This window comes from Micromonospora violae (assembly GCF_004217135.1).
In the GTDB taxonomy this organism is placed as follows: Bacteria; Actinomycetota; Actinomycetes; order Mycobacteriales; family Micromonosporaceae; genus Micromonospora; species Micromonospora violae.
On record NZ_SHKK01000001.1, the window covers coordinates 7,006,732 to 7,032,438 of the forward strand.

25 protein-coding genes and 3 tRNA genes are annotated in these 25,707 nt (G+C 72.8%); 16 read left to right on the plus strand and 12 right to left on the minus strand.

From position 1 onward, the window contains the following. The first annotated feature begins 55 nt into the window (after positions 1 to 55). A complete protein-coding gene (locus tag EV382_RS31875) occupies positions 56 to 715 on the plus strand; it encodes a dihydrofolate reductase family protein (RefSeq protein WP_130408052.1) in 660 nt (219 codons plus the stop codon). 41 nt (positions 716 to 756) lie between these two features. Here EV382_RS31875 and EV382_RS31880 read toward each other — a convergent pair whose 3' ends face one another. Together EV382_RS31880 and EV382_RS31885 are read right to left on the minus strand one after the other, a co-directional pair. Further along, positions 757 to 1,623: a 3-methyladenine DNA glycosylase gene (locus EV382_RS31880; protein WP_130408054.1), complete on the minus strand. Its 867-nt coding sequence runs from the start codon at positions 1,621 to 1,623 to the stop codon at positions 757 to 759. 34 nt (positions 1,624 to 1,657) lie between these two features. Further along, complete coding sequence (locus EV382_RS31885; RefSeq protein ID WP_130408056.1) at positions 1,658 to 3,118, minus strand: hypothetical protein; 1,461 nt, start codon at positions 3,116 to 3,118, stop codon at positions 1,658 to 1,660. 175 nt (positions 3,119 to 3,293) lie between these two features. On the opposite strand from EV382_RS31885, the gene EV382_RS31890 reads away from it, so the two are divergent. The 4 genes from EV382_RS31890 (at position 3,294) to EV382_RS31905 (ending at position 4,753) form a co-directional block, all read left to right on the plus strand. Next, the gene (locus tag EV382_RS31890) at positions 3,294 to 4,097 is read left to right on the plus strand and encodes a fumarylacetoacetate hydrolase family protein (RefSeq protein WP_130408058.1); all 804 of its coding nucleotides are present in this window, start codon (positions 3,294 to 3,296) and stop codon (positions 4,095 to 4,097) included. 108 nt (positions 4,098 to 4,205) lie between these two features. Further along, positions 4,206 to 4,277 (plus strand) — tRNA-Gln (locus EV382_RS31895). Between the two features lie 133 nt (positions 4,278 to 4,410). After that, positions 4,411 to 4,483 (plus strand) — tRNA-Glu (locus EV382_RS31900). Between the two features lie 197 nt (positions 4,484 to 4,680). Beyond that, positions 4,681 to 4,753, plus strand: a tRNA-Glu gene (locus tag EV382_RS31905). A 199-nt stretch (positions 4,754 to 4,952) separates the two neighbouring features. On the opposite strand, the gene EV382_RS31910 is transcribed toward EV382_RS31905, so the two are convergent. Then, the gene (locus tag EV382_RS31910; protein WP_007456408.1) at positions 4,953 to 5,639 is read right to left on the minus strand and encodes an IclR family transcriptional regulator; all 687 of its coding nucleotides are present in this window, start codon (positions 5,637 to 5,639) and stop codon (positions 4,953 to 4,955) included. Between the two features lie 49 nt (positions 5,640 to 5,688). Here EV382_RS31910 and leuC point away from each other — a divergent pair, with 49 nt between their 5' ends. The 4 genes from leuC (at position 5,689) to EV382_RS31930 (ending at position 10,716) form a co-directional block, all read left to right on the plus strand. Then, positions 5,689 to 7,134, plus strand: coding sequence for a 3-isopropylmalate dehydratase large subunit (gene leuC / locus EV382_RS31915; RefSeq protein ID WP_130408060.1), 1,446 nt, complete (start codon positions 5,689 to 5,691; stop codon positions 7,132 to 7,134). A gap of 12 nt (positions 7,135 to 7,146) precedes the next feature. Then, complete coding sequence (gene leuD / locus EV382_RS31920; RefSeq protein WP_130408062.1) at positions 7,147 to 7,734, plus strand: 3-isopropylmalate dehydratase small subunit; 588 nt, start codon at positions 7,147 to 7,149, stop codon at positions 7,732 to 7,734. A gap of 172 nt (positions 7,735 to 7,906) precedes the next feature. After that, the gene (locus EV382_RS31925) at positions 7,907 to 8,581 is read left to right on the plus strand and encodes an HU family DNA-binding protein (RefSeq protein WP_208758533.1); all 675 of its coding nucleotides are present in this window, start codon (positions 7,907 to 7,909) and stop codon (positions 8,579 to 8,581) included. Between the two features lie 161 nt (positions 8,582 to 8,742). Continuing rightward, positions 8,743 to 10,716 (plus strand): endonuclease/exonuclease/phosphatase family protein, encoded by a 1,974-nt coding sequence (locus tag EV382_RS31930; protein ID WP_130408066.1) that lies wholly within the window; start codon positions 8,743 to 8,745, stop codon positions 10,714 to 10,716. 29 nt (positions 10,717 to 10,745) lie between these two features. Here EV382_RS31930 and EV382_RS31935 read toward each other — a convergent pair whose 3' ends face one another. From EV382_RS31935 to cofC, 5 genes are read right to left on the minus strand one after another with little or no spacing between them, the layout of a single operon-like run. Then, positions 10,746 to 11,624, minus strand: a complete 879-nt coding sequence (locus tag EV382_RS31935) for an NUDIX hydrolase (protein ID WP_130408068.1) — start codon at positions 11,622 to 11,624, stop codon at positions 10,746 to 10,748. Beyond that, a complete protein-coding gene (locus EV382_RS31940) occupies positions 11,612 to 13,132 on the minus strand; it encodes a CYTH and CHAD domain-containing protein (RefSeq protein WP_130408070.1) in 1,521 nt (506 codons plus the stop codon). Before EV382_RS31940 ends, EV382_RS31935 begins: the two co-directional genes overlap by 13 nt. 24 nt (positions 13,133 to 13,156) lie before the next feature. Further along, on the minus strand, positions 13,157 to 15,517 hold the full coding sequence (locus tag EV382_RS31945; protein WP_130408072.1) for an RNA degradosome polyphosphate kinase: 2,361 nt from the start codon (positions 15,515 to 15,517) through the stop codon (positions 13,157 to 13,159). A gap of 54 nt (positions 15,518 to 15,571) precedes the next feature. Then, complete coding sequence (locus EV382_RS31950) at positions 15,572 to 15,769, minus strand: cold-shock protein (protein WP_130408074.1); 198 nt, start codon at positions 15,767 to 15,769, stop codon at positions 15,572 to 15,574. Positions 15,770 to 15,818: 49 nt separating this feature from the next. Then, positions 15,819 to 16,466: a 2-phospho-L-lactate guanylyltransferase gene (gene cofC, locus EV382_RS31955; protein WP_130408076.1), complete on the minus strand. Its 648-nt coding sequence runs from the start codon at positions 16,464 to 16,466 to the stop codon at positions 15,819 to 15,821. 129 nt (positions 16,467 to 16,595) lie between these two features. Between cofC and EV382_RS31960 the strand changes: the two genes are divergently transcribed. The 5 genes from EV382_RS31960 to EV382_RS31980 all read left to right on the plus strand — a co-directional run bounded on the left by EV382_RS31960 (position 16,596) and on the right by EV382_RS31980 (position 21,770). Continuing rightward, positions 16,596 to 17,333 carry a lysophospholipid acyltransferase family protein gene (locus EV382_RS31960; protein ID WP_130408078.1) on the plus strand — a complete coding sequence of 246 codons (738 nt, stop codon included), beginning with the start codon at positions 16,596 to 16,598 and terminating at the stop codon, positions 17,331 to 17,333. 67 nt (positions 17,334 to 17,400) lie between these two features. Continuing rightward, positions 17,401 to 18,408 carry an NAD(P)H-dependent glycerol-3-phosphate dehydrogenase gene (locus EV382_RS31965; RefSeq protein ID WP_130408080.1) on the plus strand — a complete coding sequence of 336 codons (1,008 nt, stop codon included), beginning with the start codon at positions 17,401 to 17,403 and terminating at the stop codon, positions 18,406 to 18,408. A gap of 8 nt (positions 18,409 to 18,416) precedes the next feature. After that, positions 18,417 to 19,535 (plus strand): cystathionine gamma-lyase, encoded by a 1,119-nt coding sequence (locus EV382_RS31970; protein ID WP_130408082.1) that lies wholly within the window; start codon positions 18,417 to 18,419, stop codon positions 19,533 to 19,535. Between the two features lie 143 nt (positions 19,536 to 19,678). Continuing rightward, complete coding sequence (locus tag EV382_RS31975) at positions 19,679 to 20,542, plus strand: putative protein N(5)-glutamine methyltransferase (protein ID WP_130408084.1); 864 nt, start codon at positions 19,679 to 19,681, stop codon at positions 20,540 to 20,542. A 178-nt stretch (positions 20,543 to 20,720) separates the two neighbouring features. Further along, positions 20,721 to 21,770 carry an ROK family protein gene (locus tag EV382_RS31980; protein ID WP_130408086.1) on the plus strand — a complete coding sequence of 350 codons (1,050 nt, stop codon included), beginning with the start codon at positions 20,721 to 20,723 and terminating at the stop codon, positions 21,768 to 21,770. A gap of 41 nt (positions 21,771 to 21,811) precedes the next feature. Here EV382_RS31980 and EV382_RS31985 read toward each other — a convergent pair whose 3' ends face one another. Both EV382_RS31985 and EV382_RS31990 read right to left on the minus strand, forming a co-directional pair. Further along, positions 21,812 to 22,012 (minus strand): DUF397 domain-containing protein, encoded by a 201-nt coding sequence (locus tag EV382_RS31985; RefSeq protein ID WP_130408088.1) that lies wholly within the window; start codon positions 22,010 to 22,012, stop codon positions 21,812 to 21,814. A gap of 5 nt (positions 22,013 to 22,017) precedes the next feature. Further along, a complete protein-coding gene (locus EV382_RS31990) occupies positions 22,018 to 22,863 on the minus strand; it encodes a helix-turn-helix domain-containing protein (RefSeq protein WP_130408090.1) in 846 nt (281 codons plus the stop codon). Between the two features lie 278 nt (positions 22,864 to 23,141). On the opposite strand from EV382_RS31990, the gene EV382_RS31995 reads away from it, so the two are divergent. Further along, entirely contained in the window at positions 23,142 to 23,360 is a 219-nt protein-coding gene (locus tag EV382_RS31995; RefSeq protein ID WP_130408092.1) for a hypothetical protein, read from the plus strand. A gap of 197 nt (positions 23,361 to 23,557) precedes the next feature. Further along, a complete protein-coding gene (locus EV382_RS32000) occupies positions 23,558 to 24,658 on the plus strand; it encodes a D-alanine--D-alanine ligase family protein (protein WP_130408094.1) in 1,101 nt (366 codons plus the stop codon). Positions 24,659 to 24,713: 55 nt separating this feature from the next. On the opposite strand, the gene EV382_RS32005 is transcribed toward EV382_RS32000, so the two are convergent. Next, positions 24,714 to 25,418, minus strand: coding sequence for a DUF3515 family protein (locus EV382_RS32005; RefSeq protein WP_244236882.1), 705 nt, complete (start codon positions 25,416 to 25,418; stop codon positions 24,714 to 24,716). Next, positions 25,419 to 25,652, minus strand: a complete 234-nt coding sequence (locus tag EV382_RS32010; RefSeq protein WP_007456453.1) for an Lrp/AsnC ligand binding domain-containing protein — start codon at positions 25,650 to 25,652, stop codon at positions 25,419 to 25,421. Positions 25,653 to 25,707: the final 55 nt, after the last annotated feature.

Genomic DNA, 25,707 nt, shown 5'->3' on the forward strand with positions numbered 1-25,707 from the left:
CCTCCGCAGGCCGCTGCCCAGCGGCCGTCCCTGACCGGGTATTCGGAGGTGCACAGTGCTGCTCAGCGTCAACGTCTTCGTCAGCCTCGACGGCGTGATGCAAGGACCGGGAGCCCCCGACGAGGATCGCTCGGGCGGCTTCGACCGTGGCGGATGGCTTGTCCCGCACGCGTCGGCGGCCACCAGTGAGGTCGTCGAGGGCTGGTTCCGTGAGGCGGACGCGTTCCTCTTCGGCCGCACCAGCTACGGCCTGCTCGGCGGGTACTGGCCGAAGGTCACCGCCACCGACGACCTGATCGCCACCCAGCTGAACACGCTGCCGAAGTACGTCGTCAGCGAGACGCTGACGGACGACGAGGCCGACTGGAACCCGACGACGGTCCTCCGTGGCGGTGTCGTCGACGACGTGCGCCAGCTCAAGGAGCTGCCCGGCCGGGAACTCCAGGTGCACGGCAGCTGGCAGCTCGTGCAGGCGCTGCACCAGGCCGGACTCGTCGACGTCTACCGGCTGCTCCAGTACCCGGTCGTCGTCGGTGCCGGCAAACGCCTGTTCCCGGACGGATCGCTGCCCGCGACACTCACCAGCCCCGACGGGGGCAGCCGCGTGCTGGCCGGCGGCATCGTGTCGCTGACACTCACCCCGACGACCCTCGGTGCGATCTCCGCAGGCGCGTACAGCGTGCAGAGCGGACGGTCGACCGCCGTGCCCAGCTGACCCGACGCATCTGGTCCGCGGCGCGGCGCGGCGGGGCCGGCTCAGGCCGGGACGGCGGCGAGCAGCCGGTCGCGCAGCACCGCGGCCCGCTCGGCGAAGGCGCGCTGCGCCGCCGCGTACTCCGCCCGGCCGTCCGGGGTCTCCACCCGCACCGGCGGGTAGCCCAGTGCCGCCAGGTCGTACGGGCTGGCCCGCATGTCCAACGTGCGGATGTCCCGGGCCAGGTCGAACGCGTCGGCCACCAGTTCCGACGGCACCAACGGGGACAGCTTGTACGCCCACTTGTACAGGTCCATGTTGGCGTGCAGGCAGCCCGGCTGCTCGAGCGCGTGCTGCGTCTCCCGGGTCGGGGTGAGCAGGTTCAGCGGCCGGGCCGGCGGGGTGAAGAACCGGAACGCGTCGAAGTGGCTGCACCGCACGCCCCGCTCCTCGACGACCTCGGCGGTGCGCTCCGCGCTCAGCCGCAACGGCCAGGCGTTGTGCCGCAACTCCTCCCGGGTCTGCCGGTAGACCATCGCCCACTCGTGCATCCCGAAGCAGCCGAAGTGCGGCGCCCGTCCACGCGTCGCCGCCAGCAGCGAACGGATCCAGGCGATCGACTCGGCGCGCCGCGCGCGTACCCCATCGGTGTCGAGGGTGACCCCGGCGGTGCTGGCGCGGTAGTCGCGGCCGAACTCGGCCGCATCGGCGTCGCGCAGCTCGACCCCGGCCCCCGGATGCCAACGACGCAGCTGGGCCGGGCGGTGCGAGTAGTAGGTGAACAGGAAGTCCGCCACCGGATGCCGCTCACCCCGTCGCCGCCGGGCCAGGTGCGGCGTCAGCCAGACATCCACCCGCTCCTCGTGGGCCCGCCGGCGGGCCTGCCACTGCGCCACGTCGAGCACAGCGGGGGCGAGGGCGGCGGTCACGCACCCCAGGGTACGACCGCCGCCCGCGCACCGGTCAGGGCATGTGCACCCGGACACCGGCGGAGAACACCCCGCTGCGCAGCTCCAACTGCTGGGGCGGGTCCCGCCCGTCGACGGTGAAGACCAGCGGCAGCACCATCCGGGTGCCCGCCGCCATCGGGTCGGCGAAGACGTCCCGCCCCAGGTTCGCCGTGCGGGTGGCCGACTCGTCGGTGCTCACCCAACGCCCGCCCGGCAGGTACGCCCGTTGCAGCTCGCTGTGCCAGGGCTGGTGATCGCTGGTGACGTTGCGCACACCCACGGTGGCCTCGCAGCGTCGACCCTTGGCCGGCGCGGCACCGCCGCCGTCGGTCTTCCCGGCGGTACCGGGCGCCCCGCAGATCATCCGGTACACGGTGAACTCGAACGCCGACTCGCGCAGCGGCACACCCAGCGCCCCGGTCACCCCGGTGCCCCTCCACGCGCCGCTGGTGGGCTGCTTCTCCGTGTCGATCGCCGCGACCTGCCGGGTCGCCGTCCAACCCGCGGTGCCGACGACGCCCGCCAGCACCACGGCGGCGGCGCCCACCAACATCCAGACCGGTGGGGTACGCCGACGTCGCAGCGGGCTCGGGGCGGCCGGTCGTGGATAGATCGTCCCGGGGCCACCCTCGCCGCCGCCGGTGGACAGTGCGGCGGCCGTCACCCGACGCCCGCGCCGACGTCGCCACACCCACACCAGGGCGGCGCTGATCAGCAGCAGGACCGCCAACCCGGCCAGCAGCACCGGGTAGCGACGCCAGGCCGGCGCCTCGGTCACCTCGGCCGGCGGTGCCGCCGCCGCCTGCCAGGTGGCCGTCGCGCAGTCGTACGGCCGGCTGCCGTCACTGGTGAACGCGCAGGCCGGCGCGCTCATCGGCCGGCCCGGCGCGGTCGCGGCGAGCGCGGTGCCGAGCGTGGTGGTGCTGTGTGCGGGCAGCCGCAACCGCCAGGTCACCTCGGTGGCTGACCCGCCGGCCGGGGTGGACCGGCCACCGCCGCTGATCGCGGTCGTCGACGCGCCGGGCGGCAACTCCTGCCGCACGGTGGTGTCGAGCGGCGAACTGCTCACGTTGCGCACCTGGATCCGGTACCTCGGTGCCGGGCTGTTCTCCGTCGCGACCGTCACCGTGACCGGTTGCGGGCGTGCCGACGCCGGTGCCCGGGAGGGCGGTGCCATCGCCGGCGGGGCCGAGGGTGGGGTGGGCTCGGTCACCCGCGCGACCATCGCCACCGGTGACGGGGTCGGCAGTGCCGTGGCCGGTGGTTGCGCCGTGGCGTGTGGTGGTGGCGTGGCCGCCGGTGGTGGTGCGACCGTCGGTGGCGGCGTGGCCGCGGGTGATGGTGTGGCGGCCGGTGGTCGTGACGTGGCCGCCGCCTCCGGAGCCGCCGCGGGCAGGGCCGGCACGGCGGCGAGGATGCCGAGGCAGTGCACGAACACTGCGAGGGCTCTGTGGTGTCGTGTCGATGCAGGCATACGAACGAACCTCCGGAAGCCGACGCTAGGGGCGAGCCGCTTCCGTGCGGGTACGAATTCGGGAAGCCCGCCCGGGTCACCTCCTGCCCCGGTAGGCTGCCGCGCGCTGACGGGTTGAGCACACCCGACCGCCAGTCCTGGCCGGTTGGGGTGCCCACGGGGCTAGATTGGCCGGGTGCGTATCGCTCGTTTCGCCCATGCCAAGGGAATGTCGTTCGGTGCCGTCGAAGGCGAACCAGGGGCCGGGCCAGAAGCCCTGACCATCGCCGAGATCGAGGGCCACCCGTTCGGCAATCTCACCTTCAGTGGGGCCCGTTGGGCCCTCTCCGACGTCCGGCTGCTGTCGCCGATCCTGCCCAGCAAGGTTGTCTGCGTCGGCCGTAACTACGCCGACCACGCCGCCGAGCTGGGCAACGACGTGCCCAAGGAGCCGCTGCTCTTCCTCAAGCCCTCCACCTCGGTGATCGGGCCCCGGGACGCCATCCGCCTGCCGATCTTCTCCAAGCAGGTCGAGCACGAGGCGGAGCTGGCGGTGGTGATCGGGGCCCCGGGCGCGCGCCGCGCCGACCGGGCCGCCGCCGAACGCGCCATCTTCGGCTACACCTGCGCCAACGACGTCACCGCTCGGGACCTCCAGCGTTCGGACGGGCAGTGGACCCGGGCCAAGGGCTTCGACTCGTTCTGCCCGATCGGCCCGTGGATCACCACCGGCCTGGACGTCTCCGACCTGGAGATCCGGTGTGAGGTGGGTCGCAACCCGGAGGAGATGGAGGTACGCCAACTCGGCCGGACGAAGGACATGGTCTTCGACGTGCCGGGCCTGGTGTCGTACATCTCGCACGTGATGACTCTGCTGCCCGGCGATGTCGTTCTCACCGGCACTCCAGCGGGGGTTAGCCCGCTTGTCGAGGGGGATACGGTCACCGTGCGGATCGACGGCATCGGCGAGCTCACCAACCCGGTGGTCCCCGTCGCCTGATCCGTCTGATGCCCCTGTTTCCGCAGCTCAGAGGCGGTTCGGGGGGATCGGATTTGGCCTGCCGGCACCGGGAGGGTAAAGTTCACTCCCGGCGCCGCAAGGGGCCAATGGGGTATGGGGTAATTGGCAGCCCGACTGATTCTGGTTCAGTTAGTCTAGGTTCGAGTCCTGGTACCCCAGCGCTGCTGGAATTCGTGAGAATTTCAGACGCTGGATTCTGACGGAGTTCGACTCCGCCCCTTCGGGGGCGGAGGGTGGTCTTCGGTAGAGTGCAGCTCCTCCGCCGCTGAGGTGGGGGAGCGAATGTTGTTCTGGCCCCGTCGTCTAGCGGCCCAGGACGCCGCCCTCTCAAGGCGGTAGCGCCGGTTCGAATCCGGTCGGGGCTACATCGTGCACAGCCCGTCTCACCTGGTGAGGCGGGCTGTTTCGTGTCTGCCGCCGGGTCGGTCGCGGGCTGCCCTCGGCCTTCGGTCCGGCCCCGCCGCCGGGCCAGCCGGTGACCCCGCACCCCGCGCTCGCGCCCGGGTGCGGTGCCGCTAGACTACATTCGCACCGCCCGCGAGGGTGGTGAACGGAAAGTTCTGGCCCCGTCGTCTAGCGGCCCAGGACGCCGCCCTCTCAAGGCGGTAGCGCCGGTTCGAATCCGGTCGGGGCTACAACCAAAGGCTCATCTCGCTACGCGAGGTGAGCCTTTCCTCATGCCCGTGGCCCCACCCCACCCGCCCCGCCCCCACCCTCGCCCCGTCGATCATGGAGTTGTGGTGCCCGTTTAGTGCCCTGGCGAGCGCTTTGTCACCCACCACAACTCCATGATCGGCGTGCGGTCCCGGGGGTGGGGACGCCAAAGGTGACGGGTCAGAGGCCGGACAGGCGTTGGCCTGCTCGTACCACCGCCATGGCGTGGCGTTCGCCGGGGCGGCGGCCGAGACGCTCGATCGGGCCGGAGATGCTCACCGAGGCGATCACGCGGCCGGTGCGGTCCCGGATCGGGGCGGAGACGCTCGCCACACCGGCCTCCCGCTCGGCGACGCTCTGCGCCCAGCCGCGACGGCGTACCTCGGCGAGGGTGCGGCCGGTGAACTTGCTGCGCGGCAGCAGCGGCATCACCGCCTCCGGTGGCTCCCAGGCGAGCAGGATCTGGGCTGCGGAGCCGGCCGTCATCGGCAGCACCGAGCCGACCGGCACGGTGTCCCGTAGACCGCTGGCGCGCTCCGCAGCTGCCACGCAGATCCGCTCGTCGGCGCGGCGCAGGTAGAGCTGGGCGCTCTCACCGGTGGCGTCGCGCAGCGCCGCCAGCAGCGGCTCGGCGGCGGTCAGCAGAACGTCTGGTGCGGCGTTGGCCAGCTCCCCCAGGCGGGGGCCGGGGCGCCACCTGCCCTGGGTGTCGCGTACCAGCATCCGGTGGATCTCCAGGGCCTGGGCCAACCGGTGTGCGGTGGCCCGGGGCAGCTTGGTGCGTTCAACGAGTTCGGCCAGGCTGGCGCCGTCCACGCAGGCGGCCAGGATGACCACCGCCTTGTCGAGAACGCCGACACCGCTCATACTGTGTCCCACAAGCCGAAACTTACCTCCCAGAATTTAGGATGTCCAGATGGTGGGAGTCACTCCTGAGCCGAGGACCCTGGCCGAGAAGGTCTGGGACGCGCACGTCGTACGGTCCGCCGCTGGTGAGCCGGACCTGCTCTTCATCGACCTGCACCTGCTGCACGAGGTGACCAGCCCGCAGGCGTTCGACGGGCTGCGGCTCGCCGGGCGCCGGGTGCGTCGTACCGACCTGACCCTCGCGACCGAGGACCACAACACACCGACCGGGTACGCCGACCCGGCGTTCCGCCTTCGCCGTGGTGACCTGCTCACCATCGCGGACCCCACGTCGCGTACGCAGATCGAGACGTTGCGCCGCAACTGCGCCGAGTTCGGGGTGCGGCTGCACCCGCTCGGCGACGACAACCAGGGCATCGTGCACGTGATCGGCCCGCAGTTGGGGCTCACCCAGCCGGGCCTGACGATCGTCTGTGGCGACTCGCACACCGCCACCCACGGTGCCTTCGGCGCGCTCGCCTTCGGCATCGGCACCAGCGAGGTGGAGCACGTGCTGGCCACCCAGACGCTGCCGCAGAGCCGGCCGAAGACGATGGCGGTGAACGTCACCGGTCGCCTGGCGCCCGGCGTCACCGCCAAGGACCTGGTGCTCGCGCTGATCACGCAGGTCGGCACGGGTGGGGGTCGCGGGCACATCGTCGAGTACCGCGGCGAGGCGATCCGCGCCCTCTCCATGGAGGGGCGGATGACCATCGCCAACATGTCCATCGAGTGGGGCGCGAAGGCCGGCATGATCGCGCCGGACGAGACCACCTTCGCGTACCTCAAGGGTCGACCGAACGCGCCGCAGGGCGCGGACTGGGACGCCGCGGTGGCGTGGTGGCGGACGCTGCCCACCGACGAGGGCGCGCGCTTCGACGCCGAGGTGACCCTGGACGCCAGTCAGATCACCCCGTTCGTCACCTGGGGCACCAACCCCGGGCAGGGAGCGCCGCTGAGCGCCCCGGTGCCGGACCCGGAGGAGTTCGCCACCGACTCGGAGCGCACCGCCGCCCGGCGGGCCCTGGAGTACATGGACCTGCGCCCCGGTACCCCGCTGCGGGAGCTGCCCATCGACGTGGTCTTCGTGGGGTCCTGCACCAACGGTCGTCTGGAGGACCTGCGGGCCGCCGCCGACGTGTTGCGGGGCCACCGGGTCGCCGACGGCGTCCGGATGCTCGTGGTGCCCGGCTCCGCCGCCGTCCGTGAGGCCGCCGAGGCCGAAGGGCTGGACAAGGTCTTCGCCGACGCGGGGGCCGAGTGGCGGTTCGCCGGCTGCTCCATGTGTCTGGGGATGAACCCCGACACGCTGAAGCCGGGCGAGCGTTCCGCCTCCACCTCGAACCGCAACTTCGAGGGCCGTCAGGGCCGGGGTGGGCGTACCCACCTGGTCTCCCCGCCGGTGGCCGCCGCCACCGCCGTGGTCGGCCGGCTGGCCGCCCCCGCCGACCTGTAGAAGGGACCGACGATGGACAAGTTCACCACCCACACCGGCACCGCCGTGCCGCTGCGCCGGTCCAACGTGGACACGGATCAGATCATCCCCGCCGTGTACCTCAAGCGGGTGACCCGGACGGGTTTCGCTGACGGGCTGTTCAGCGCCTGGCGGGAAGATCCGGCATTCGTGCTCAACGATGAAAACTATTCGGGCGCGTCGATCCTGATCGCCGGCCCGGAGTTCGGCACCGGCTCCTCCCGGGAGCACGCCGTCTGGGCCCTACGGGACTTCGGCTTCCGCGCGGTGGTGGCTCCGCGCTTCGGTGACATCTTCCGCGGCAACGCCCTCAAGGAAGGTCTGTTGCCGGTCGAGCTGGAATTGAAAGCCGTCGAAGAGTTGTGGGACCTGGTCGAAGCGGATCCGACCACTGCGGTGACGGTCGACCTGACCGCCCGCCAGCTCAAGGCGGGGGGTGCGAGCTGGTCGTTCCCGCTGGACGACTTCAGCCGTTGGCGCCTCCTGGAAGGCCTCGACGACATTGGACTCACCCTCCGGCACGCCGCCGACATCGACACCTACGAGGCGCGCCGACTGCCGTTCCTGCCCTCCGTGGCATAGCCGTTAGGCCACCCGCACAGCGGATTTCACCCCCATCGGTCCATCCGGTGGGGGTGAATCCGTTACGACACAAGGGCTTTTTTCTACCGAATGTTTGTGTCCCGGCAGCACAGGGCATACCGTGCGCGCAGAATGGCTCGCGACGAGTCAGTTGCACAATCGGGAGGAAGTCGTGAACAAGGCCGAGCTCATCGAGGCGCTCGCCGTTCGCCTGGGGGACCGGAAGATGGCGACGGCCGCGCTCGACGCGGTCCTCACCGAGGTCCAGGCGGCGGTCACCAAGGGCGAGAAGGTGGCGATCACCGGATTCGGAGCATTCGAAAAGCGTGTGCGTGGCGCACGAACAGCGCGCAACCCGCGTACCGGCGAGGCGGTGAAGGTCAAGAAGACGTCAGTCCCGACCTTCCGCCCCGGCGCCGGCTTCAAGGAGATGGTGGCCAGCGGCAAGGTGCCGAAGGCCACGGTGGCGACGAAGAAGGCCACCGCCACGGCCAAGGCGGCGGGCACGAAGGCGGCCGGCGCGAAGGCGACCACCGCGAAGGCGGCCGGCACCAAGGCGACCGCGGCCAAGGCGGCCAGCAAGAAGACCGCCCCGGCCAAGGCGAGCAAGACCGCCACGGCGACCAAGACGGCGGCCAGCAAGAAGACCGCCCCGGCCAAGGCGAGCAAGAGCACCACGGCGACCAAGACGGCTGCCAGCAAGAAGACCGCCGCGGCGAAGAAGACCACCGCGGCGACCCGGTCGACCGCGGCGAAGAAGACCACCGCGGCGGCGAGCAAGAGCACGGCGGCCAAGAAGGCGCCGGCGAAGAAGGCTCCGGCCAAGAAGGCGGCCAGCAAGCGCTGACCGACCCGCTCCGCAAGGGCGTCCACCCGTGGGTGGGCGCCCTTTCGGCGTACCGGGACCGGCGCTTGGCGTACGGGGACCGTTGACCCGGTTGGCTCGCTCACGCAGAATCGCCGTGCCGGCCCCCCTCCGCCGGCCCGTCGACGGGAAGTGGGCCGCCGGTGCGCTACCGCCAACTTGCCACCGGGACGCTCGCGCTGGGCGTGCTCCTCCTCATCGACGTGCTGCGGGTGTGGCTGCCCGGCATCATCACCATCTTCGGCCAGGCGGCGTCCACCCCGGCCGAGCTGATGGGGGCGTTCGCCCTCGTCTGGTTCCTGCTCGCGCTGGGTGCACCCGCCGTGGTCCGCCGAGTCGGAGCCCGCCCGGTCACCGTCGTCGCCGCTGTCGCGCTAGCCGTCGCCCGGCTCACGCTCACCGCCGCTCCCGGTGGGCGTACGCAACTCTGGTTGGCCACGGCCGGATTGCTCGCCGGGCTGGTCTGGCTGGTGGGCGTCGCCGCCGACACCGACCGACCCGTTCCCGGGCTGGCGTTGGGGTTCGCGGTCAACGCGGCCCTGCACGCGGTGCTGGACACCGTCGACCTGGTCTGGCGGGGCGACTGGGTGGGCTGGCTGCTCAGCTCCGTCGCGGTGGTGGTGTTCCTGGTCGGCACGGCGCAACCCGGGCGGCGCACCGGCAGCGGTGACGCCGTCCCCGCCGGCCCTGGTGGCACCCGGGCCTGGTTGCTGGCCGGGCCGGCGCTGCTGCTGGCCGGCATGGTGGCGCTCTCCCCGGCGTTGGCCCGCACCGGGATGTCGTACCTGGTCGCCGGGGATGGTGTGGCGCGTTCGCCGCTGTTCGGCCTGGCGCCGGTGCCGGTGGCGGTCGCCGGGTTCCTGTGCGCCGCGCTGACCCGGCCGCCCCGCCGGTGGGGCCGCGCGTACGGCCCGGTGGTGGTGCTCGCCGGCGCGGTGCTGTTCGCCCTCGACCGGGGTGACCTGCTCGTTCCGGCCGTCCTGCTGACCGCGGTCGGCCTCGGCGCCTGCCTTGCCCTGAGCGACGACGCCAGCCGCCCGGCCGGCGACGGCACGAACGCCAGCCGCCCGGCCGGCGACGGCACGAACGCCAGCCACCCGGGCGGTGACACCGCGAACGCCGGCGCCGGGGCGGCCCGGCGGGGGTACGCGGTCGCCGCCGGCATGCTCGTCTTCGCGCTGGGGGCTGTCGGGTACTACTCGGCCTACGATCTCGGCTATCCCAACGCCGCGGTGCCCGTGGTGGTGGCGGTGCTGGTCGCCGCCGTGGCGTTCACCGCCCGTCCCGTCGTGCACCGGCTTCCCGGGCCGTTTCCGCCGCTCCGGGCTGCCGCCGCGGTCACCGCGCTGGCCCTGCTGGCACCGGTGCTCGCCGACGAGGTGCCGGTGGCCAGCAACCGGGACGGGCCGCCGGAGCGGTTGACCGTGGTGGCGTACAACATCCGGATGGGTTTCGGGCTGGACGGCCGGTTCGACCTGCGCGGCCTCGCCGAGGTCGTCGACCGGCAACGGCCCGACGTGGTGCTGCTCAGCGAGGTGGACCGGGCGTGGCTGCTCAACGGAGGGCACGACACCCTGGATCTGCTGGCCGACCGGCTCGGTATGCCGTACGTCTTCGGGCCGGCCGCCGACCCCGTCTGGGGTGACGCGGTGCTCAGCCGTTGGCCGGTACGCGATCCGCGGACCCTGCCGCTGGCCGCCGTCGGTGCGCCCACCGGAGCGCAGGCCCTCGCCGTCACGCTGGATCTCGGCGACGGTGTCCGGACCGCGGTGGTGAGCACCCACCTGCAACCGCCGCCCGGCCGGGGGCCGGTGGTCCAGGCCCGCGCGGTCGCCGACTTCGCCACCCGGTACGCGGCCGGACGGCCCCTGGTGGTGGCGGGTGACCTGAACACCGAGCCGGGCGACGAGGCGTTCGCGGCGTTCACCAACGCGGGCCTCCTCGACGCGTTGGCTGCCGCCAGACCGCTGGCCACCAGCCCGGCGGACGACCCGCGCCAGCAGATCGACCACGTCTTCGTCTCGCCCGGCCTCACCCCGAGCGATCCGGTCGCGCCGCGCAGCACCGCCAGCGACCATCTGCCGGTCGCGGTGACCCTGACCCTGCCGCCCCGCTGACGAAGCCGTGCCCTACCGCCGGGCCGGGCCTACAGCCGGTCGGCGGCCAGCAGCCGGTCGGCGGCGAAGGCGAGCAGCCAGCCGCCGCCCTTCGGTGTGCTGAACTCCTGATCGGTGCGGCCGGTCAACCGTTGCAGGGCGCCCGGCAGGACCTTGCCCTGGCTGCACACCGCCGCCTGCCCACCGGCGTCGGCCAGCTCCAACAGCCGGGCGGCGGTGGCCAGGATCTGCTCGTCGCTCTGCTGGCCGGGCTGTGGCTCGTCCAGGTCGCCGCAGACCTCGATCGGCAGGTCGAGCAACGCGGCGGCCGGGTCCAGTGTCTGTACGCAGCGTCGCGGCGACGCCGACACCAGCCGGGCCGGCCGGATCAGGGCGATCAGCTCGCCCAGCGTGTGCGCCTGGGCCCACCCTTCGGCGTCCAAGGGGCGGCCGACGTCCGGGCCGGACCAGGTGGCCCGCTTCCCGGCGTGCGCGTGCCGGACCAGCGCGACCGTCGCCGTCACCGACGGCAGCGCGGCGAACGCCGCCAACACCTCGGCGTCGTGGGGGTAGCTGACCAACCGGATCGCGTCGTCGACAGCGAGCCAGCGGATGTCGTCCACCTCGGTGTCCGGTTGGAAACCGCCGCTGGCCACCGCGAGCATCGACCAGTAGTCGACCAGCTTCGGCTGGCCCTCGCTGCGGTACCGCACCGACGGCAGCCGAACCTGCGGTACGCCCCGCACGTCGGCCTCCTCAGCCACCTCACGCACGGCGGCGGCGAGCGCGTGCTCGCCCGGCTCCAGCTTGCCCTTCGGCAGCGTCCAGTCGCCGTAGCGGGGGCGGTGCACCACGCAGACGCGTACGCCGTCGCCGGTCGGCCGCCAGGCCACCCCGCCCGCCGCCCGGATGCCCGTCACGGCAGCCAACTCGTCCGCCGTCGCCGGGTGGCCCGGTGCCAGGCGGCCGGGAAGAGACCCCGCGTCCGCCGTACCGACGCGCGTTCCCGCTCGGCCAGCCGCCCGGCGGTGACCGCCAGCTCGTGGTCGTCCGGCCGCTCGGCGGCGATGTCGAGCCAGGTGTCCGCCGCCACCGCCGCGTCCTGGTGCTCGCCGAGCACGTCCTGCACCCGGGCGAGGGCACGGGACAGCCGGCGCGCACCCTTGCCGACCGTCGGGGCCACCGCGTTGACCGCGTACCGGGCCTGCTTGCCCGCCTTGCGGACGGCGTGCCAGCGGTCGTCCGGTGACTGCCCGTCGAGCCCGTCGACGCCCTCCGGCCCGGTCAGCCGTCGCCAGGGACGCGCCACCAGCGCGGGCAGCGCCTCCGCGGCGGGCGCGGCTGCCCGGCGGGTGAGCCGGGGCGCGCGGGCGGCCAGCACCAGCGAATCCACCAGGGCCAGGTAGCGCGCGGAGCGCAGCGCCTCGTCGATGGCGGCGAGCGCCCGCCGCTGCCGTTCGGCGAGCACCTCGTCGAGGCGGGCCACCGCGCCCTGGTCGAGCGGGCTCAGCGGATCGGCGTCAGCGGTGCGGCGCAGCCGCGTGCGCAGCACCTCGACGTCGCGGGCCGCCCCGAGCACCCCGGCCAGCCAGCCCAGCTCGGTGCGCAGCGGGCGGGCCCAGGTCTTGCGGAGCAACGGTTTGAAGGTGCGCAGATCACTGCGCAGGCGTCGACAGGCCACCCGCATCTGATGCACGGCGGTGTCGTCACCGGCGGCCGGGGCGCGCAGCCGGACCAGCGGGTCGTGCGCCACCAGCCGCCGGATCTCCTTGCGTACCGCCTCGGTCACCACGTCACCGGCGCTCGGTTCGGCGTTCAGCCCGGCCGGTGCGACCAGGTCCGGATCGGCCTGGGCTGGCGCGCCCAACGCCCGTACGTGCTTCGGCGTGAACGTGCCGCCCCGCGCGCCAGCCTCGCGCAGCACCCCGCCGATGTGGTCGAGCAGCGTTCGGTCGCCGGCCTTCAGCTCCACCTCCACCTCGCGGAACGTGTCGGTGGTGGTGCCGGCGTCGTCGCGTACGGTCACCCGGTCGTCGACCACCTCGGCGAGCACCGTGCCGGCTGAGTCGCACACCTCGTACGCGTGCCGCACCGTCCGGACCACCGTCACCGGGGCCAGCGGCGCCCCCCGGTGCAGGACGGTGACCAACTCCACCAGGTCCGGTGGCGGCTGCCCCTTCGGCCCGGGCCGGGAGATCTCGTGCCGGACGCCCGGCGTCCCGGTCGGGAGTTTCACCGTCCAGGGCAGCTCGTCACCCCGGCGGTGCCGCAGCGAGGCGCCGGCGCGGGCCAGCCGCAGGTCGATGGTGTCGAGGTAGCGGGCGACAAGGGTCACCGGTGGTAGCGCCCGGACCCGACCTCCGGCCGGGGCTGCGCTGGCCAGGTCCGGCAGCACGTAGGTGTCGTCCACCTCGTACTTCTGCTCCTCCTCGACCATCAGCTCAGCCTAGGCGCTGCGCGGTCAGCTGGCCGTGCCACCGACGCGGCGCAGCAGCAGTTCCTGTAGATGGGCCTGGACGGTGGCGTCACCGCCGGCACGCCGGGTCCAGGTGCCGTCGCCGGCCAGCTCGAACGCGTCCACTTCGGGGCTCATCGCGGCGGTGAGCACCTGGTCCAGTTCGGCGCGGGCGATCGGGTCACTCACCTGCACCAGCGCCTCCACCCGCCGGTCCAGGTTGCGGTGCATGAGGTCGGCCGAGCCCATCCAGAACTCGGCCTCGCCGTTGTTGCCGAACCGGAAGACCCGGGAGTGTTCCAGGAACCGACCGAGGATCGAGCGGACCCGGATGTTCTCCGACAGCCCCGGCACCCCGGGGCGCAGCGTGCACATGCCCCGGATGAGCAGGTCGACGTGGACGCCGGCCTGCGAGGCGCGGTACAGCGCGTCGGTCACCCCCTCGTCGACCAGGGAGTTGACCTTGAACTGGACCAGGCCGGGCATGCCCAGGCGGACGTGCGAGATCTCCCGCTCGATGCGCTCGATGAGGCCGCTGCGAATGCCCTGCGGGGCGACCAGCAACCGCCGGTACGCGGTCTGCCGGCTGTACCCGGTGAGCACGTTGAACAGGTCGGTGAGGTCGGCGCCGATCTCCGGGTCGGCGGTGAGCATGCCGAAGTCCTCGTACAGTCGGGCGGTCTTCGGGTGGTAGTTGCCGGTGCCGATGTGGCAGTAGCGACGGATCTGGTTGCCCTCCTGCCGGACCACCAGCGCGGTCTTGCAGTGCGTCTTCAGGCCGACCAGGCCGTACACCACGTGGCAGCCGGCGCGTTCCAGCGTGCGGGCCCAGCCGATGTTGGCGACCTCGTCGAAGCGGGCCTTCACCTCCACCAGCACCACCACCTGCTTGCCGGCGGCGGCCGCGTCGACGAGCGCGTCGACGATGGGGGAGTCGCCGCTGGTCCGGTAGAGGGTCTGCTTGATGGCCAGCACGTTCGGGTCGGCGGCGGCCTGCTCGATGAAGCGCTGCACGCTGGTGGCGAACGAGTGGTACGGGTGGTGCACCAGGATGTCCCCGTCGCGCAGGGTGGAGAAGACGCTGCGCGGCACCTCGCCCTCGGCCAGCCGGGGGTGGGTGGCCGGCACGAACGGCGGGTCCTTCAGGTCCGGCCGGTCCGCCTCACCGTAGACCTGCCACAACGCGGACAGGTCCAGCAGGCCGGGCACCCGCAGGACATCCTGGTCGTCCATGTCCAGCTCGCGGACGAGCAGATCCAACATGTGGTCGGAGATCGACGCGGCGACCTCCAGGCGGACCGGGGGACCGAACCGCCGTCGGGCCAACTCCCGCTCCAGGGCCTGGAGCAGATCCTCGTCGCGGTCCTCGTCGACCTCCACCTCGGCGTTGCGGGTGACCCGGAACAGGTGGCACTCGACCACCTGCATGCCACTGAACAGCTGCCCCAGGTGCACCGAGATGAGGTCCTCCACCGGCAGCATCCGGACGCCGGGCTGGTCCCGGTCCACCCGGACGAAACGGGGAACGTTGTTGGGCACCTTCACCCGGGCGAACAGTTCCGAACCGCCGTCGGGGTCCCGAACCGCCACCGCCAGGTTCAGCGACCGCCCCGAGATGTACGGGAACGGGTGCGCCGGGTCCACCGCGAGTGGCGTCAGCACCGGGAAGATGTACTCCCGGAAGTAGGTGCGCAGCCGCTCCCGCTCGCCGTCGCCCAACTCTGCCCAGCGCAGGATGCGGATGCGCTCGTCGGCGAGCTTGGGGAGCACGTCGTCGACGAAACAGGCGGCGTGCCGGGCGACCAACGCGGCGGTCCGCTCGGCGATCATCTCCAACTGCGTACGCAGGGGCAGCCGGTCGCCGCCGCGGACCGGCAGGCCGGCGGAGAGCCGCCGCTTCAGCCCGGCGACGCGCACCATGTAGAACTCGTCGAGATTGCTGGCGAAGATGGCCAGGAACTTGGCCCGTTCCAGCAGCGGGGTGCGCTGGTCCTCGGCCAGGGCGAGCACCCGGGCGTTGAAGTCGAGCCAGGACAGCTCCCGGTTGAGGAACCGGTCCTCCGGCAGCGGTGGGGCCACCGGGGGCTCGTCGTCCTCCATGGCGCTGGTCGGCAGGTCGCCGGGCAGGGCCGGGTGCACGTCATCACCGGCGGCCGGGCCGTCCGCCTCGATCGTCGGCGCGGGGTCGAGCACCTCGTCCAGCCCGGAGGAGGCGGCACCGGGATCGTCGGCGAGCGTGTCGGCGCGGGCGGCACCGGCACGTTCGGCGCGGGACGGGCGGAACCGCCCATCGGTGCCGCGCGCGGGAGAGCCGTTGCGCAGGTCGGCGGCGGGCGGTCGAGCCGGTTGCTCGCGAGGGGTGCTCACCCGCTCATAATCACCTGATTACGGTAAACGCAAAATGAACTTGGGCTCGCCAGGTCAGATCATGGTCGGCAATGTCACCCGGACGACCTCGCCGTCGGGATCGGTGTCGATGCGAACCCGCTGGCCGAGCCGGAGAAGCCGCAGCCCGGAGGCGTCGAAGGCCCGGGCCGGGAAGCGCATCTCGGTGCCGTCGTCGAGCAGCAGGACGCCGCTGCGCGTCGCCGCGTCAAAGCTGGCCACCGTGCCCTGCATGCTGGCACCGTACACCCGGAGGCTCCGCCCGTGGCGCGGGCCGGGCGGCTCAGCCGGTGGCGCGGGCGGGGCGAGCGGCGGCGAGCAGGGCGGCCGTGCGCGGCCCCAGCCCGAGCCGGACGGCGGTGGCCAGGTCCGCGGCGGTGTCCACGTCCCGGCGCAGGCTGGGCCAGTCGCCGTCGAGCGGCAGCGCCCCGCTGGCCGCGTGCGCGAGCGCCGAGCCCACCCCGAAACGAGGATCCAGCGGCACACCCGGCGGGGTGGTGAGCAGCACCGTGCCCGCGCCGGGCGCGTCCGGCAGGAACCGGCGTACCGAGGGCCGGCCGTGCTGCGCCGCGAGCAGCGCCTCGGTCAACTCAGTCGGGCGTAGCGCCGGCACATCCGCGGTGATTCCGGCCACCCATCCGGCGCCGGCCCCGGCCGCCCCGTGCCGGAACGCGGCGTTCAGGCCGGCGTTCGGCTCGTCCGGCAGCACCCGGGCGCCGGCGGCCCGCGCCGCCGCCGCCACCCGGGCGTCGTCGGTCACCACCAGGGCCTCGGCGACCGCCGGGCAGGCCAGCACCGCGCGGAACGTGTCGGCCGCCAGGGCCAGCGCCAACTCCTCATGCGGTACGCCGGGCAGCGCGCCCCGCAGCCGGCTCTTGGCCACGGCCAGCTGCTTCACCGGCACCACCACGGCCCACCTCGGCTGACTCACGCCCGCAATCCTGCCAGCCGGACGACGGGCCCCTCGCTGGCCGTACCGGGGGCGAGCAGGCATGATTTCCGCTGCGGGTGTCGCGGGTGGGATGGCGCGGCGGGGTTTGGGGCACGACGAGGAGGCGCAGTGGCACGGCGGAGGCTGGGGTTCTGGCAACGGTTCGCCGTGGGGCTGGTGAAGCCGGTGATGTCGGTCTGGACCCGGCGTACCTGGCGCGGTCAGGAGCATCTCCGCCGCGACGGCGGAATGATCATCGTGGCGAACCACATCTCCCACGCCGACCCGCTGGTCTCCGCGCACTTCATCTACGACTCCGGACGCTGGCCGCAGTACCTGGGCAAGGCCAGCGTGTTCCGGGTGCCGGTGGTCGGCTGGATCCTGCACCGGTGCCGGCAGATCCCGGTCGAGCGGGGCACCGTGGAGGCCGTCCGCTCGCTGGACGCACTGATCAACGCGCTCAACGAGGGCGGCGCGGTCGTGATCTACCCTGAGGGAACCACCACGCGACAGCCGGACCTCTGGCCGATGAAGGCCAAGACCGGCGCGGCCCGACTGGCCCTGGCCACCGGCGCTCCGGTCGTGCCGGTGGTGATGTGGGGGCCGGAACGGATCTTCGACCCGCGGACGGCCCGTGTCAGCCTGCGCCCCCGGATCCCGGTGACAGTTGCCGCCGGGGAGCCGATCGACCTGAGCCGGTGGGCGAACGCCCAGCCGACCCGGGCCACCCTCGAGGAGATGACGGACACCATCATGTTGCGGCTGCGGGACATGCTCGCCGAGATCCGTGGCGGTACCCCGCCGCCACTGTGGGAGCGACCGGCCCGGTCCGTCGTCGCCCGCGAGCAACGGAACGACGCGGCATGAGCGAGCGAATCGTCGGGCTCAGCAGCGGTGCCGTTCAGGCCGCCGCGAAGCGAAGCGGAGCGGTGGCATGAGCGGTCACGTCGCGGTGCTCGGTGCCGGTTCCTGGGGCACCGCGTTCGCCAAGATCCTCGCCGACGCGGGGCGGGACGTGACGGTGTGGGCCCGCCGCGCGCCGGTCGCCGAGAGCATCCGGACCGAGCGCCGCAATCCGGAGTACCTGCCCGACCTGGTGCTGCCGGCCCGCGTCACCGCCACCGCCGACGCCGCCGAGGCGATCACCGGCGCCGAGGTGGTGGTGCTGGCCGTGCCGTCGCAGACCCTGCGCGGCAACCTCGCCCAATGGGCCGGGTACCTGCACCCGGACTCCACCCTGGTGTCGCTGATGAAGGGCATCGAGCTGGGCACCACCAAGCGGATGAGCGAGGTCATCGTGGAGACCGCCGGGGTCGCCGCGGACCGGGTGGTCGTCGTGTCCGGTCCGAACCTGGCCCCGGAGATCGCCGCCGAGCAGCCCGCCGCGACCGTTGTCGCCGGCACGAACAGCGCCCGCGCCACGCTCGTCCAGTCGTCGATCCGGACGCCGTACCTGCGCCCCTACACCAACGACGACGTGATCGGCTGTGAGCTGGGCGGGGCGGTCAAGAACGTGATCGCCCTGTCGTACGGCATCGCCACCGCGATGGGTTTCGGCGACAACACCCGGGCCATGCTGATGACCCGTGGGCTGGCCGAGACGGCGCGGCTGGGCGTGGCGCTCGGCGCGGACCCGATCACCTTCGCCGGCCTCGCGGGCATGGGTGACCTGGTCGCCTCCTGCTCGTCCCCACTGGCCCGCAACCGCACCTTCGGCGAGCACCTGGGTCGGGGTGAGACGCTGGAGCAGGCCCAGGCCGCCACCCGGCAGACCGCCGAGGGCGTGAAGAGCTGCCTGGCGATCCGCGACCTGTCCCGGGCGCACGGCGTGGAGATGCCGATCACCGAGCACGTCGAGCGGATCTGCCACGAGGGGATGGACCCGCGCCTCGCCGTGGAGACCCTGATGAGCCGCACCGCCAAACCCGAGTCGTACGAGTGAGGAAACCGATGAGCGAGTGGGGAGACGGCACCCGCTGCGTACGCGCTGGCCTGCCCGAGCCGGCACCGGGGGACCCGTTCCTGCCGGGGCCGGTCTTCGCCGCGCCGTACCACCTCGACCCGTACGAGGGCCCGAGCGGGTCGCCGAACGGCTACGGTCGCCCCGACAACCCGACCCGGCGGCTGCTGGAAACGGCGGTCGGCGAGTTGGAGGGCGGCGACTGCCGGGTCTTCGCGACCGGTCAGGCGGCCATCACCGGCCTGCTGCTCACCCTGCTGCGGCCGGGGGACACCGTGGTGCTCCCCACCGACGGATACTTCCCGGTCCGGGCGTTCGCCACCGACGTGCTGGAGGCCATCGGCGTCCGGGTGCTCTTCGCGCCGACCGTCGGGCCGTACCCGTCGTTCGAGGGCGTCCGGCTGGTGCTGGTGGAGACGCCCGCCAACCCGGGCCTCGACGTGGTCGACGTGGCGGCCCTGGCCGAGCGCGCGCACGCCGCCGGGGCGCTGCTCGCGGTGGACAACACCACGGCCACCCCGCTCGGTCAGCGCCCGCTGGACCTCGGCGCCGACCTGGTGGTCGCCTCCGGCACGAAGGCGCTCACCGGCCACTCCGATCTGCTGCTGGGCTACCTGGCCACCCGGTCCGCCGAGCTGATCGACGCGGTGACGACCTGGCGTACCACCACCGGGGCGGTCCCGGGTGCGTTCGACGCCTGGCTGGCCCACCGGTCACTGGCCACTCTCGACCTGCGGCTGGCGCGGCAGAGCGCGAACGCCGCCGCCGTCGCCGACCTGCTCGCCGGCCGGTCGGACGTGACCGGCCTGCGCTGGCCGGGGCGAGCCGAGGACCCCGCGTACCGGGTGGCCTCGGCGCAGATGCAGCGGATTCCGGGGGTGCTCTCGTTCGACCTGGGCGACGCCGACCGGGTGGGCCGGTTCATCTCGGCTGCCCGGCTGGTGGCCGCGGCGACCTCCTTCGGCGGCCTGCACACCACGGCGGACCGGCGGGCGCAGTGGGGCGACGACACCGCTCCCGGCTTCGTCCGGCTCTCCTGCGGCGTCGAGGACACCGCCGACCTGGTGGCCGACATCGCCGCCGCGCTCGACGCCGCCGGGCCAGCCTGAGTTAGGGTGACGCCGGTCGCACCGGCGGCCCCGACCGGAGGAGGTGAGTCCGATCCGCCCACAGACCGGACCGGCACGTCCTCCCGTTTTCCTGCCGCGATAGCGGCCTCGGGAGCGCCGGCAAGCGTTCCCGGAGGTTTCCCATGGCAACACCGTTCCCCACCGACCACGCCGCCCTCGTGAGCCGGCTGCGCGGCGCCGGCTGCGTCTACGCCGAGGACGAGGCCGATCTGCTACTGGCCGCCGCGGACACCCCGGCGGCCCTGGTCGAGCTGGCCGACCGCCGGGTGGCCGGCGAACCGTTGGAGTACGTGCTCGGCTGGGCCGAGTTCTGCGGCCTGCGGATCGCCGTCGACGAGGGTGTCTTCGTGCCGCGAGCCCGGACCGGCCTGCTGGTCGAGGTCGCGGCCGAGGTGACCGGCACGGCACCGGCGGTGGTCGACCTCTGCTGCGGCTCCGGGGCCACCACCGTCGCGTTGGCGCACCGGCTCGCGCCCCGCTGGATGGCCGCCGCCGACCTCGACCCGGCGGCCGTGGCCTGCGCGCGCCGCAACGTGGCCGGGCTGAACGTCGAGGTGTACGAGGGTGACCTCTTCGCCCCGCTGCCCGAACAGTGGCGGGGCCGCCTTGACCTGGTGGTCGCCAACGCCCCGTACGTGCCCACCGAGGCGGTCGCGCTCATGCCGCCAGAGGCGCGACTGCACGAGGCGCCGGTGGCGCTCGACGGCGGCCCGGACGGGCTCTCCGTGCTGCGCCGGGTGGGCGTCGACGCGGCCGGTTGGCTGGCGCCCGGCGGCCACCTGGTGGTCGAGGCCGGCACCACCCAGGTAGACGCCCTCTGCGCCGCGTTCACCGAGGCCGGCCTGCAACCAACCGTCCACCACGACAAAAACCGAGACGCCACCGCAATAACCGCCCGCCACCCCGCCAAACCCACCCCCCACCCCCCACCCCCCACCCGCCCCCGACCCCCTGACCCGCGTCGATCAAGGAGTTGTGGTGCCTGATTGATGCCACTGCGCGTCTTTTGTCCCCCACCACAAGTCCTTGATCGACGCGGGGGAGGGCGGGTCGGGCGCTTCGGTGCACGGTGGGCGGGGGCTCTCTCGGGGCGGCTGGGCATGGCGGGTTGGAGGGCTTGGCACTAGCCTCGGCTCACACTCATGACGGCGGGAGGCGGTTTCGGTGGGCAGCGCAGGGGTGCCGGTGGTCGTCGGGTTGGACAACGGCGGCACCAGCAACAACGCCACCGTGCTGACGGTGGACGGCCGCTTCCTGGTGGACGGGCTGTTGGAGATCCCCAGCGAGGTGGGGGCCGGGCCGGAGGCGGCGATCGAGGCGTTGGCCCGGGCGCTGGACGGTGCCCTGGCGCAGACGGGCGTGCCGCGTGACCTGGTCCAGGCGGTCGGGTTGGACACTCCCGGGCCGGCCAGCGCCGAGGGGGTCATCTCGTCGCGGGGGTCCACCAACTTCGCCCAACCGGCCTGGCGCGGCTTCGACGTGCGGGGGGCCCTGGAGCGGCGGCTCGGCCTGCCGGTGATCTATCACAACGACGGCAACGCGGCCGCCCTCTACGCCCACCACGTGCACTTCGGCACCCACGCGATGAACCGCTCGTCGGTGTCGGCGATCGTCGGCACCGGCCTCGGCGGCGGTGTGGTCGAGAGCGGCCGGGTGATCGCCGGTGCGGCCGGCATGGCGGGGGAGTTGGGCCACGTGCACATCCCGCTGAGCGGGCTGCTCGGCCCGGGCCAGCCGGAGCCCACCTGCGCCTGCGGCTTCACCGGGGACGTGGAGAGCGTCGCCTCGCTGACCGGCATCGAGCGCAACCTGCTGCCGTACTGGCTGACCCGGTACCCCGACCACCCGCTCGCCGCCGAACCGCTCGCCCGGGCGGCGAAGCTGGTCCGGGGGTACGGGGAGCGCGCGGACGCCCTCGCGCGGGACCTCTTCACCCAGCAGGCGATGGCGTTGGGTCGGCTGTTCACCGTCGCCGCGAACTTCACCGACCCGCACGCGTACTTCGTGGGCGGCGGTGTGGTGGAGGCGGCACCGGAGTTCCGCGACTGGTTCCTGGCGACGGTGCGGGAGCACACCGTGCTGCGCGAGGAGCAGGCGGCGGTGGCCACCTTCGCGTTGGTGCCGGACCGGGACATGGCCGGCGCCCGAGGTGTCGCGATTGCCGCGCTGGAGACGCTACGCGCCGTTGCGGAGCCCTCTCCGCTGGTGGCCTGAGCCGGCGCGAGCCTGGACCCGCACCGGCCTGGCACGTCTGGTCAGCGTCGGGGTGGCGCCTGGGCGAAGGCGGCCCAGGCCGCCGTGGGGAACAGCAGGGCCGGGCCGGCCGGGTCCTTGGAGTCGCGGACGGCCACGAGCCGTGGGATCGCGGCAACCTCCACGCAGGCGCCCTCGTCGCCGCTGCGGCTGCTCTTGCGCCACGGCGCAGCGGCCAGGGCCTTTGTGATCGTCGGTGTCATCGGTCCTACCGTCCCTTCAGGACTGACAGGAGCATCTCGCGGCTGTCCGCCGGGCTGAGCGCCACGCTTCGGAGATGTTCCATGATCTTGGTGCAGGTACGCGTCTCGCCGGCGCGGTCGAGGATCATCTGACCTGCGACGGTCTCCACCGAGGCGATGATCGGGTCCTCCGGGTCGGCGAATTCGAGGATGTGCAGGGAGCCCCGGGTGCCCCGGTGGTAGCCGGCGGAGAGCGGGATCACCTGGACGCTGATGTTCGGCAGCTCGGCCATCTTGACCAGGTGCCGCAGTTGTCCGTTCATCACCGACTGCTCACCGACCGGGCGGAGCAGCGCGCCCTCGTCGATGATCGCGTCGAAGATGGGCGGGTTGTCGCCGGTGAGCCGCTGTTGCCGGTCGAGCCGGACCTTGACCCGCTGCTCCACCAGGTCGTCGCCGAGGGTGTGCGGCCCGCCGCGCATCACGCCACGGACGTAGTCCGCGGTCTGCAGGAGGCCGGGCACGACCGAGGGCTCGAAGTTGGCGATGGCGGTCGCCTCGGCCTCCAGCGCGATGAAGTCGATGGTGCGGGGATCCAGCAGGTAGGAGTACGACACCCACCAGCCCGGCTTGCGGGCGTCCTTGGCGAGTAGCACCGCTGCGGCCACCTCCTCGGCGCTCACCCCGTACGACGTGAGCAGGGCGCGCACGGTGGCCGGGCTGATCAGGGTCTGGGCGTTCTCGTACCGGGAGAGGGTGCTGCGGGTGCTGTTGATCTCATCCGCCGCGGTCTCCAGCGTCAGCCCCGCGGCTTCCCGGTGGGTGCGCAGGGCGATGCCGAGCCGGCGGGCACGGGCGGTCTTCGGGGCCATGCATCGATGGTCGCACACATTTGCGGGAACGTCTGCATGAGAGAACGTCGATGAGAGTTGCATTCACGGCTGTACACGTGTCAATCTGTCATGGCGTCCTCACCGCCGGTTGTCGTGGCGACGGTGGTGGTGAGCGACCGGAGGGGATGGGGCGCGCGGCGATCGGGTTTCTCCCCCGTACCCGATCGTCGCGTGCCGCCCCACCATCCCGGCCTGCCGGAAGGAGACGACGTGCGAACCCGTCCGGAGCCCCCCGCCACACCCTTGGGCGGCGCGCGATGACCCGCTTCCTCGTGGTGCTCACCGACGTGCGCCCCGCCGAGGGCGTCAACCGCAACGAGCGCATCGCGCCGGAACGACGCCGGCAGGTCGTCGGCGCCAGCAGCCGGGAGGCCGCGGACCGCATCGCCGGGGCGTTCATGGCGCTGGGCATGGTGCGGGCCGGCCGGCAGCGGGTGAAGGTGATCGCGGTCGGTCGCCGCCACTCCCGGGACTGAGCGAACGCCCAGGTCAGCGGTCTGCGACGCCGCTACCGTCCGATCACGTACCGTATAACCTCTGTTGACCGATTGCCGTGTCGCGCTGCGGCTCGCCGGGTATCGCCTCGCCCTGTCGCCACGCACAGTAAGGTCAACCGGGTGAGCGCCACCGGCGAGCACGACCAGCCGCAGTCGCGTACGAAGAGGTGACCGGAGTGACCACCCCAGGCAAGACCCGCGTGGCGATCGTCTTCGGCGGCCGCAGCCCGGAGCACGGCATCTCCTGTGTCAGCGCCGGCAGCGTGTTCGGTGCTCTCGACCCGGACGAGTACGAGGTGGTGCCGGTGGGTATCACCCGGGCCGGGCAGTGGGTGCTGACCAACGGAGATCCCGCCCAGCTCGCGATCAACGCCCGTCAGCTGCCGGAGATCACCGCCGACTCCGGCGACGACATCGTGCTGCGCGCCGATCCCACCGGCAACGGACTGATGGTGCTCGACCCGACCGAGGGTCCCCGGGTGTTGGCCGACGTGGACGTGGTCTTCCCGGTGCTGCACGGCGCGTACGGCGAGGACGGCACCATCCAGGGAATGCTGGAGATGGCCGGCATCCCCTACGTCGGGGCGAACGTGTTCGCCTCCGCGGCCGCCATGGACAAGGAGTTCACCAAGAAGCTCTGTGCCGTCGAGGGCATCCCGGTCGGCTCGTACGCCGTGCTGCGCAACGGGATGACGCTCAGCGAGCAGGACAAGGAGCGGCTCGGTCTGCCGGTCTTCGTCAAGCCGTCCCGGGCCGGGTCGTCGTTCGGCGTCAGCAAGGTCACCGACTGGGCGCACCTGGACGCGGCCGTCGCCGCCGCCCGGCAGTTCGACCCGAAGGTCATCATCGAGGCCGCGATCGTCGGCCGCGAGATCGAGTGCGGTGTGCTGGAGGGCGAAGCCGGAGGCGCGCCCGAGGCGTCCGTGCTGGCCGAGGTGCGGGTCGTCACCGACCACGACTTCTACGACTTCGAGGCGAAGTACCTCGACGACTCCTGCGAGTACGACATTCCGGCCAACCTGCCGGAGCGGGTGACCCGCCAGGTGCAGGACTACGCCGTCCGCGCGTTCACCGCGTTGGACTGCGCTGGTCTGGCCCGGGCCGACTTCTTCGTCACCCCCGAGCTGGACGTCTACCTCAACGAGATCAACACGATGCCCGGCTTCACGCCGACGTCGATGTTCCCGCGGATGTGGGCGGCCTCCGGCCTGGAGTACCCGAAGCTGGTCAACCGCCTGATTCGTACCGCCCAGCACCGCGGCGTCGGCCTGCACTGAGCCTGCCGACACCCGCCCGCGCTGGCTGACTGGCGCGGGCGGGGTCGGTGCTGATTCAGTGCTGGCAGCCGGACGGGATGGTGCCGCCGGAGGGCACGCTCGCCACGATCGTGCTGGAGATGGTCGGCAGCCACTGCAACGGCTGCTCGTACGAGCGCGGAACGCGCACGGTGATCGCCGTCTCCCGGTCGACCGTGGAGAGGATCGCGGCGTCGGCCTGCTCGGCCAGGTGCCAGCAGACCCGGTTGACCGTCCAGACCTCGTCGGTGCTGGGGAAGGTCGGCTCGGTGCCTCCGCAGGCCACGGTGAGCGCCGGGTCCCCGTACGCGGCGTTCTGCTCCGGGCCGGCGGTGACCGGTCGCTGGGCCAGGTCGCGGATGCTCGCCGGGAGTTGGGAGAGCAGGGCCCGGCAGACCGTGGCCGGGCGGGCGGCCAACGCCGGGGCGGCCATCTCGACCGGGGCGGTGGACTGCGCCCGGCTGGCGGAAGCGGAGGGTGTCGGCGCGGCGGCCGGCGTGTTCGGACTGAGCTTGGTGAAGGCCAGCACGGCCACCAGCAGCGTGATCGGCAGCGCGATCGCCGTGGCGAGCAGCGCGGCACCCCGCATGGTCCGATCGCGCCCGGCCGGCGCGGCGGCGGCGGGATCGGTCGACTCGCGGTTACCGTCAGCCGGCTCGGGCGTGCCGTCGGCCGGGTCGCGCGTGGTGTCGCGCGCCGCGTCGCCGTCGGGAGCAGAGGAGGAGGTCGTCAACTCGTCCACTTACAGCCGCACCACCGAACACGTGAGGGTGCGAGTGATGCCCGGCACCATCTGCACCTTGCTGACAATGAGTTTGCCGAGCTCGTCGACGGTGTTCGCCTCGGTGAGCACGACCACGTCGTACGGCCCGGTGACGGCATCGACGCGTACCACGCCGGCAATGTCCGCGATGAGACCCGCCACGTCACGTGCGCGGCCGACCTCGGTCTGGATGAGGATGTACGCCTGTACCACGACTCGACCTCCGTCCGTCGCCGCCCGGGAGCGGCCCGAAGGGTGAAACTACCTT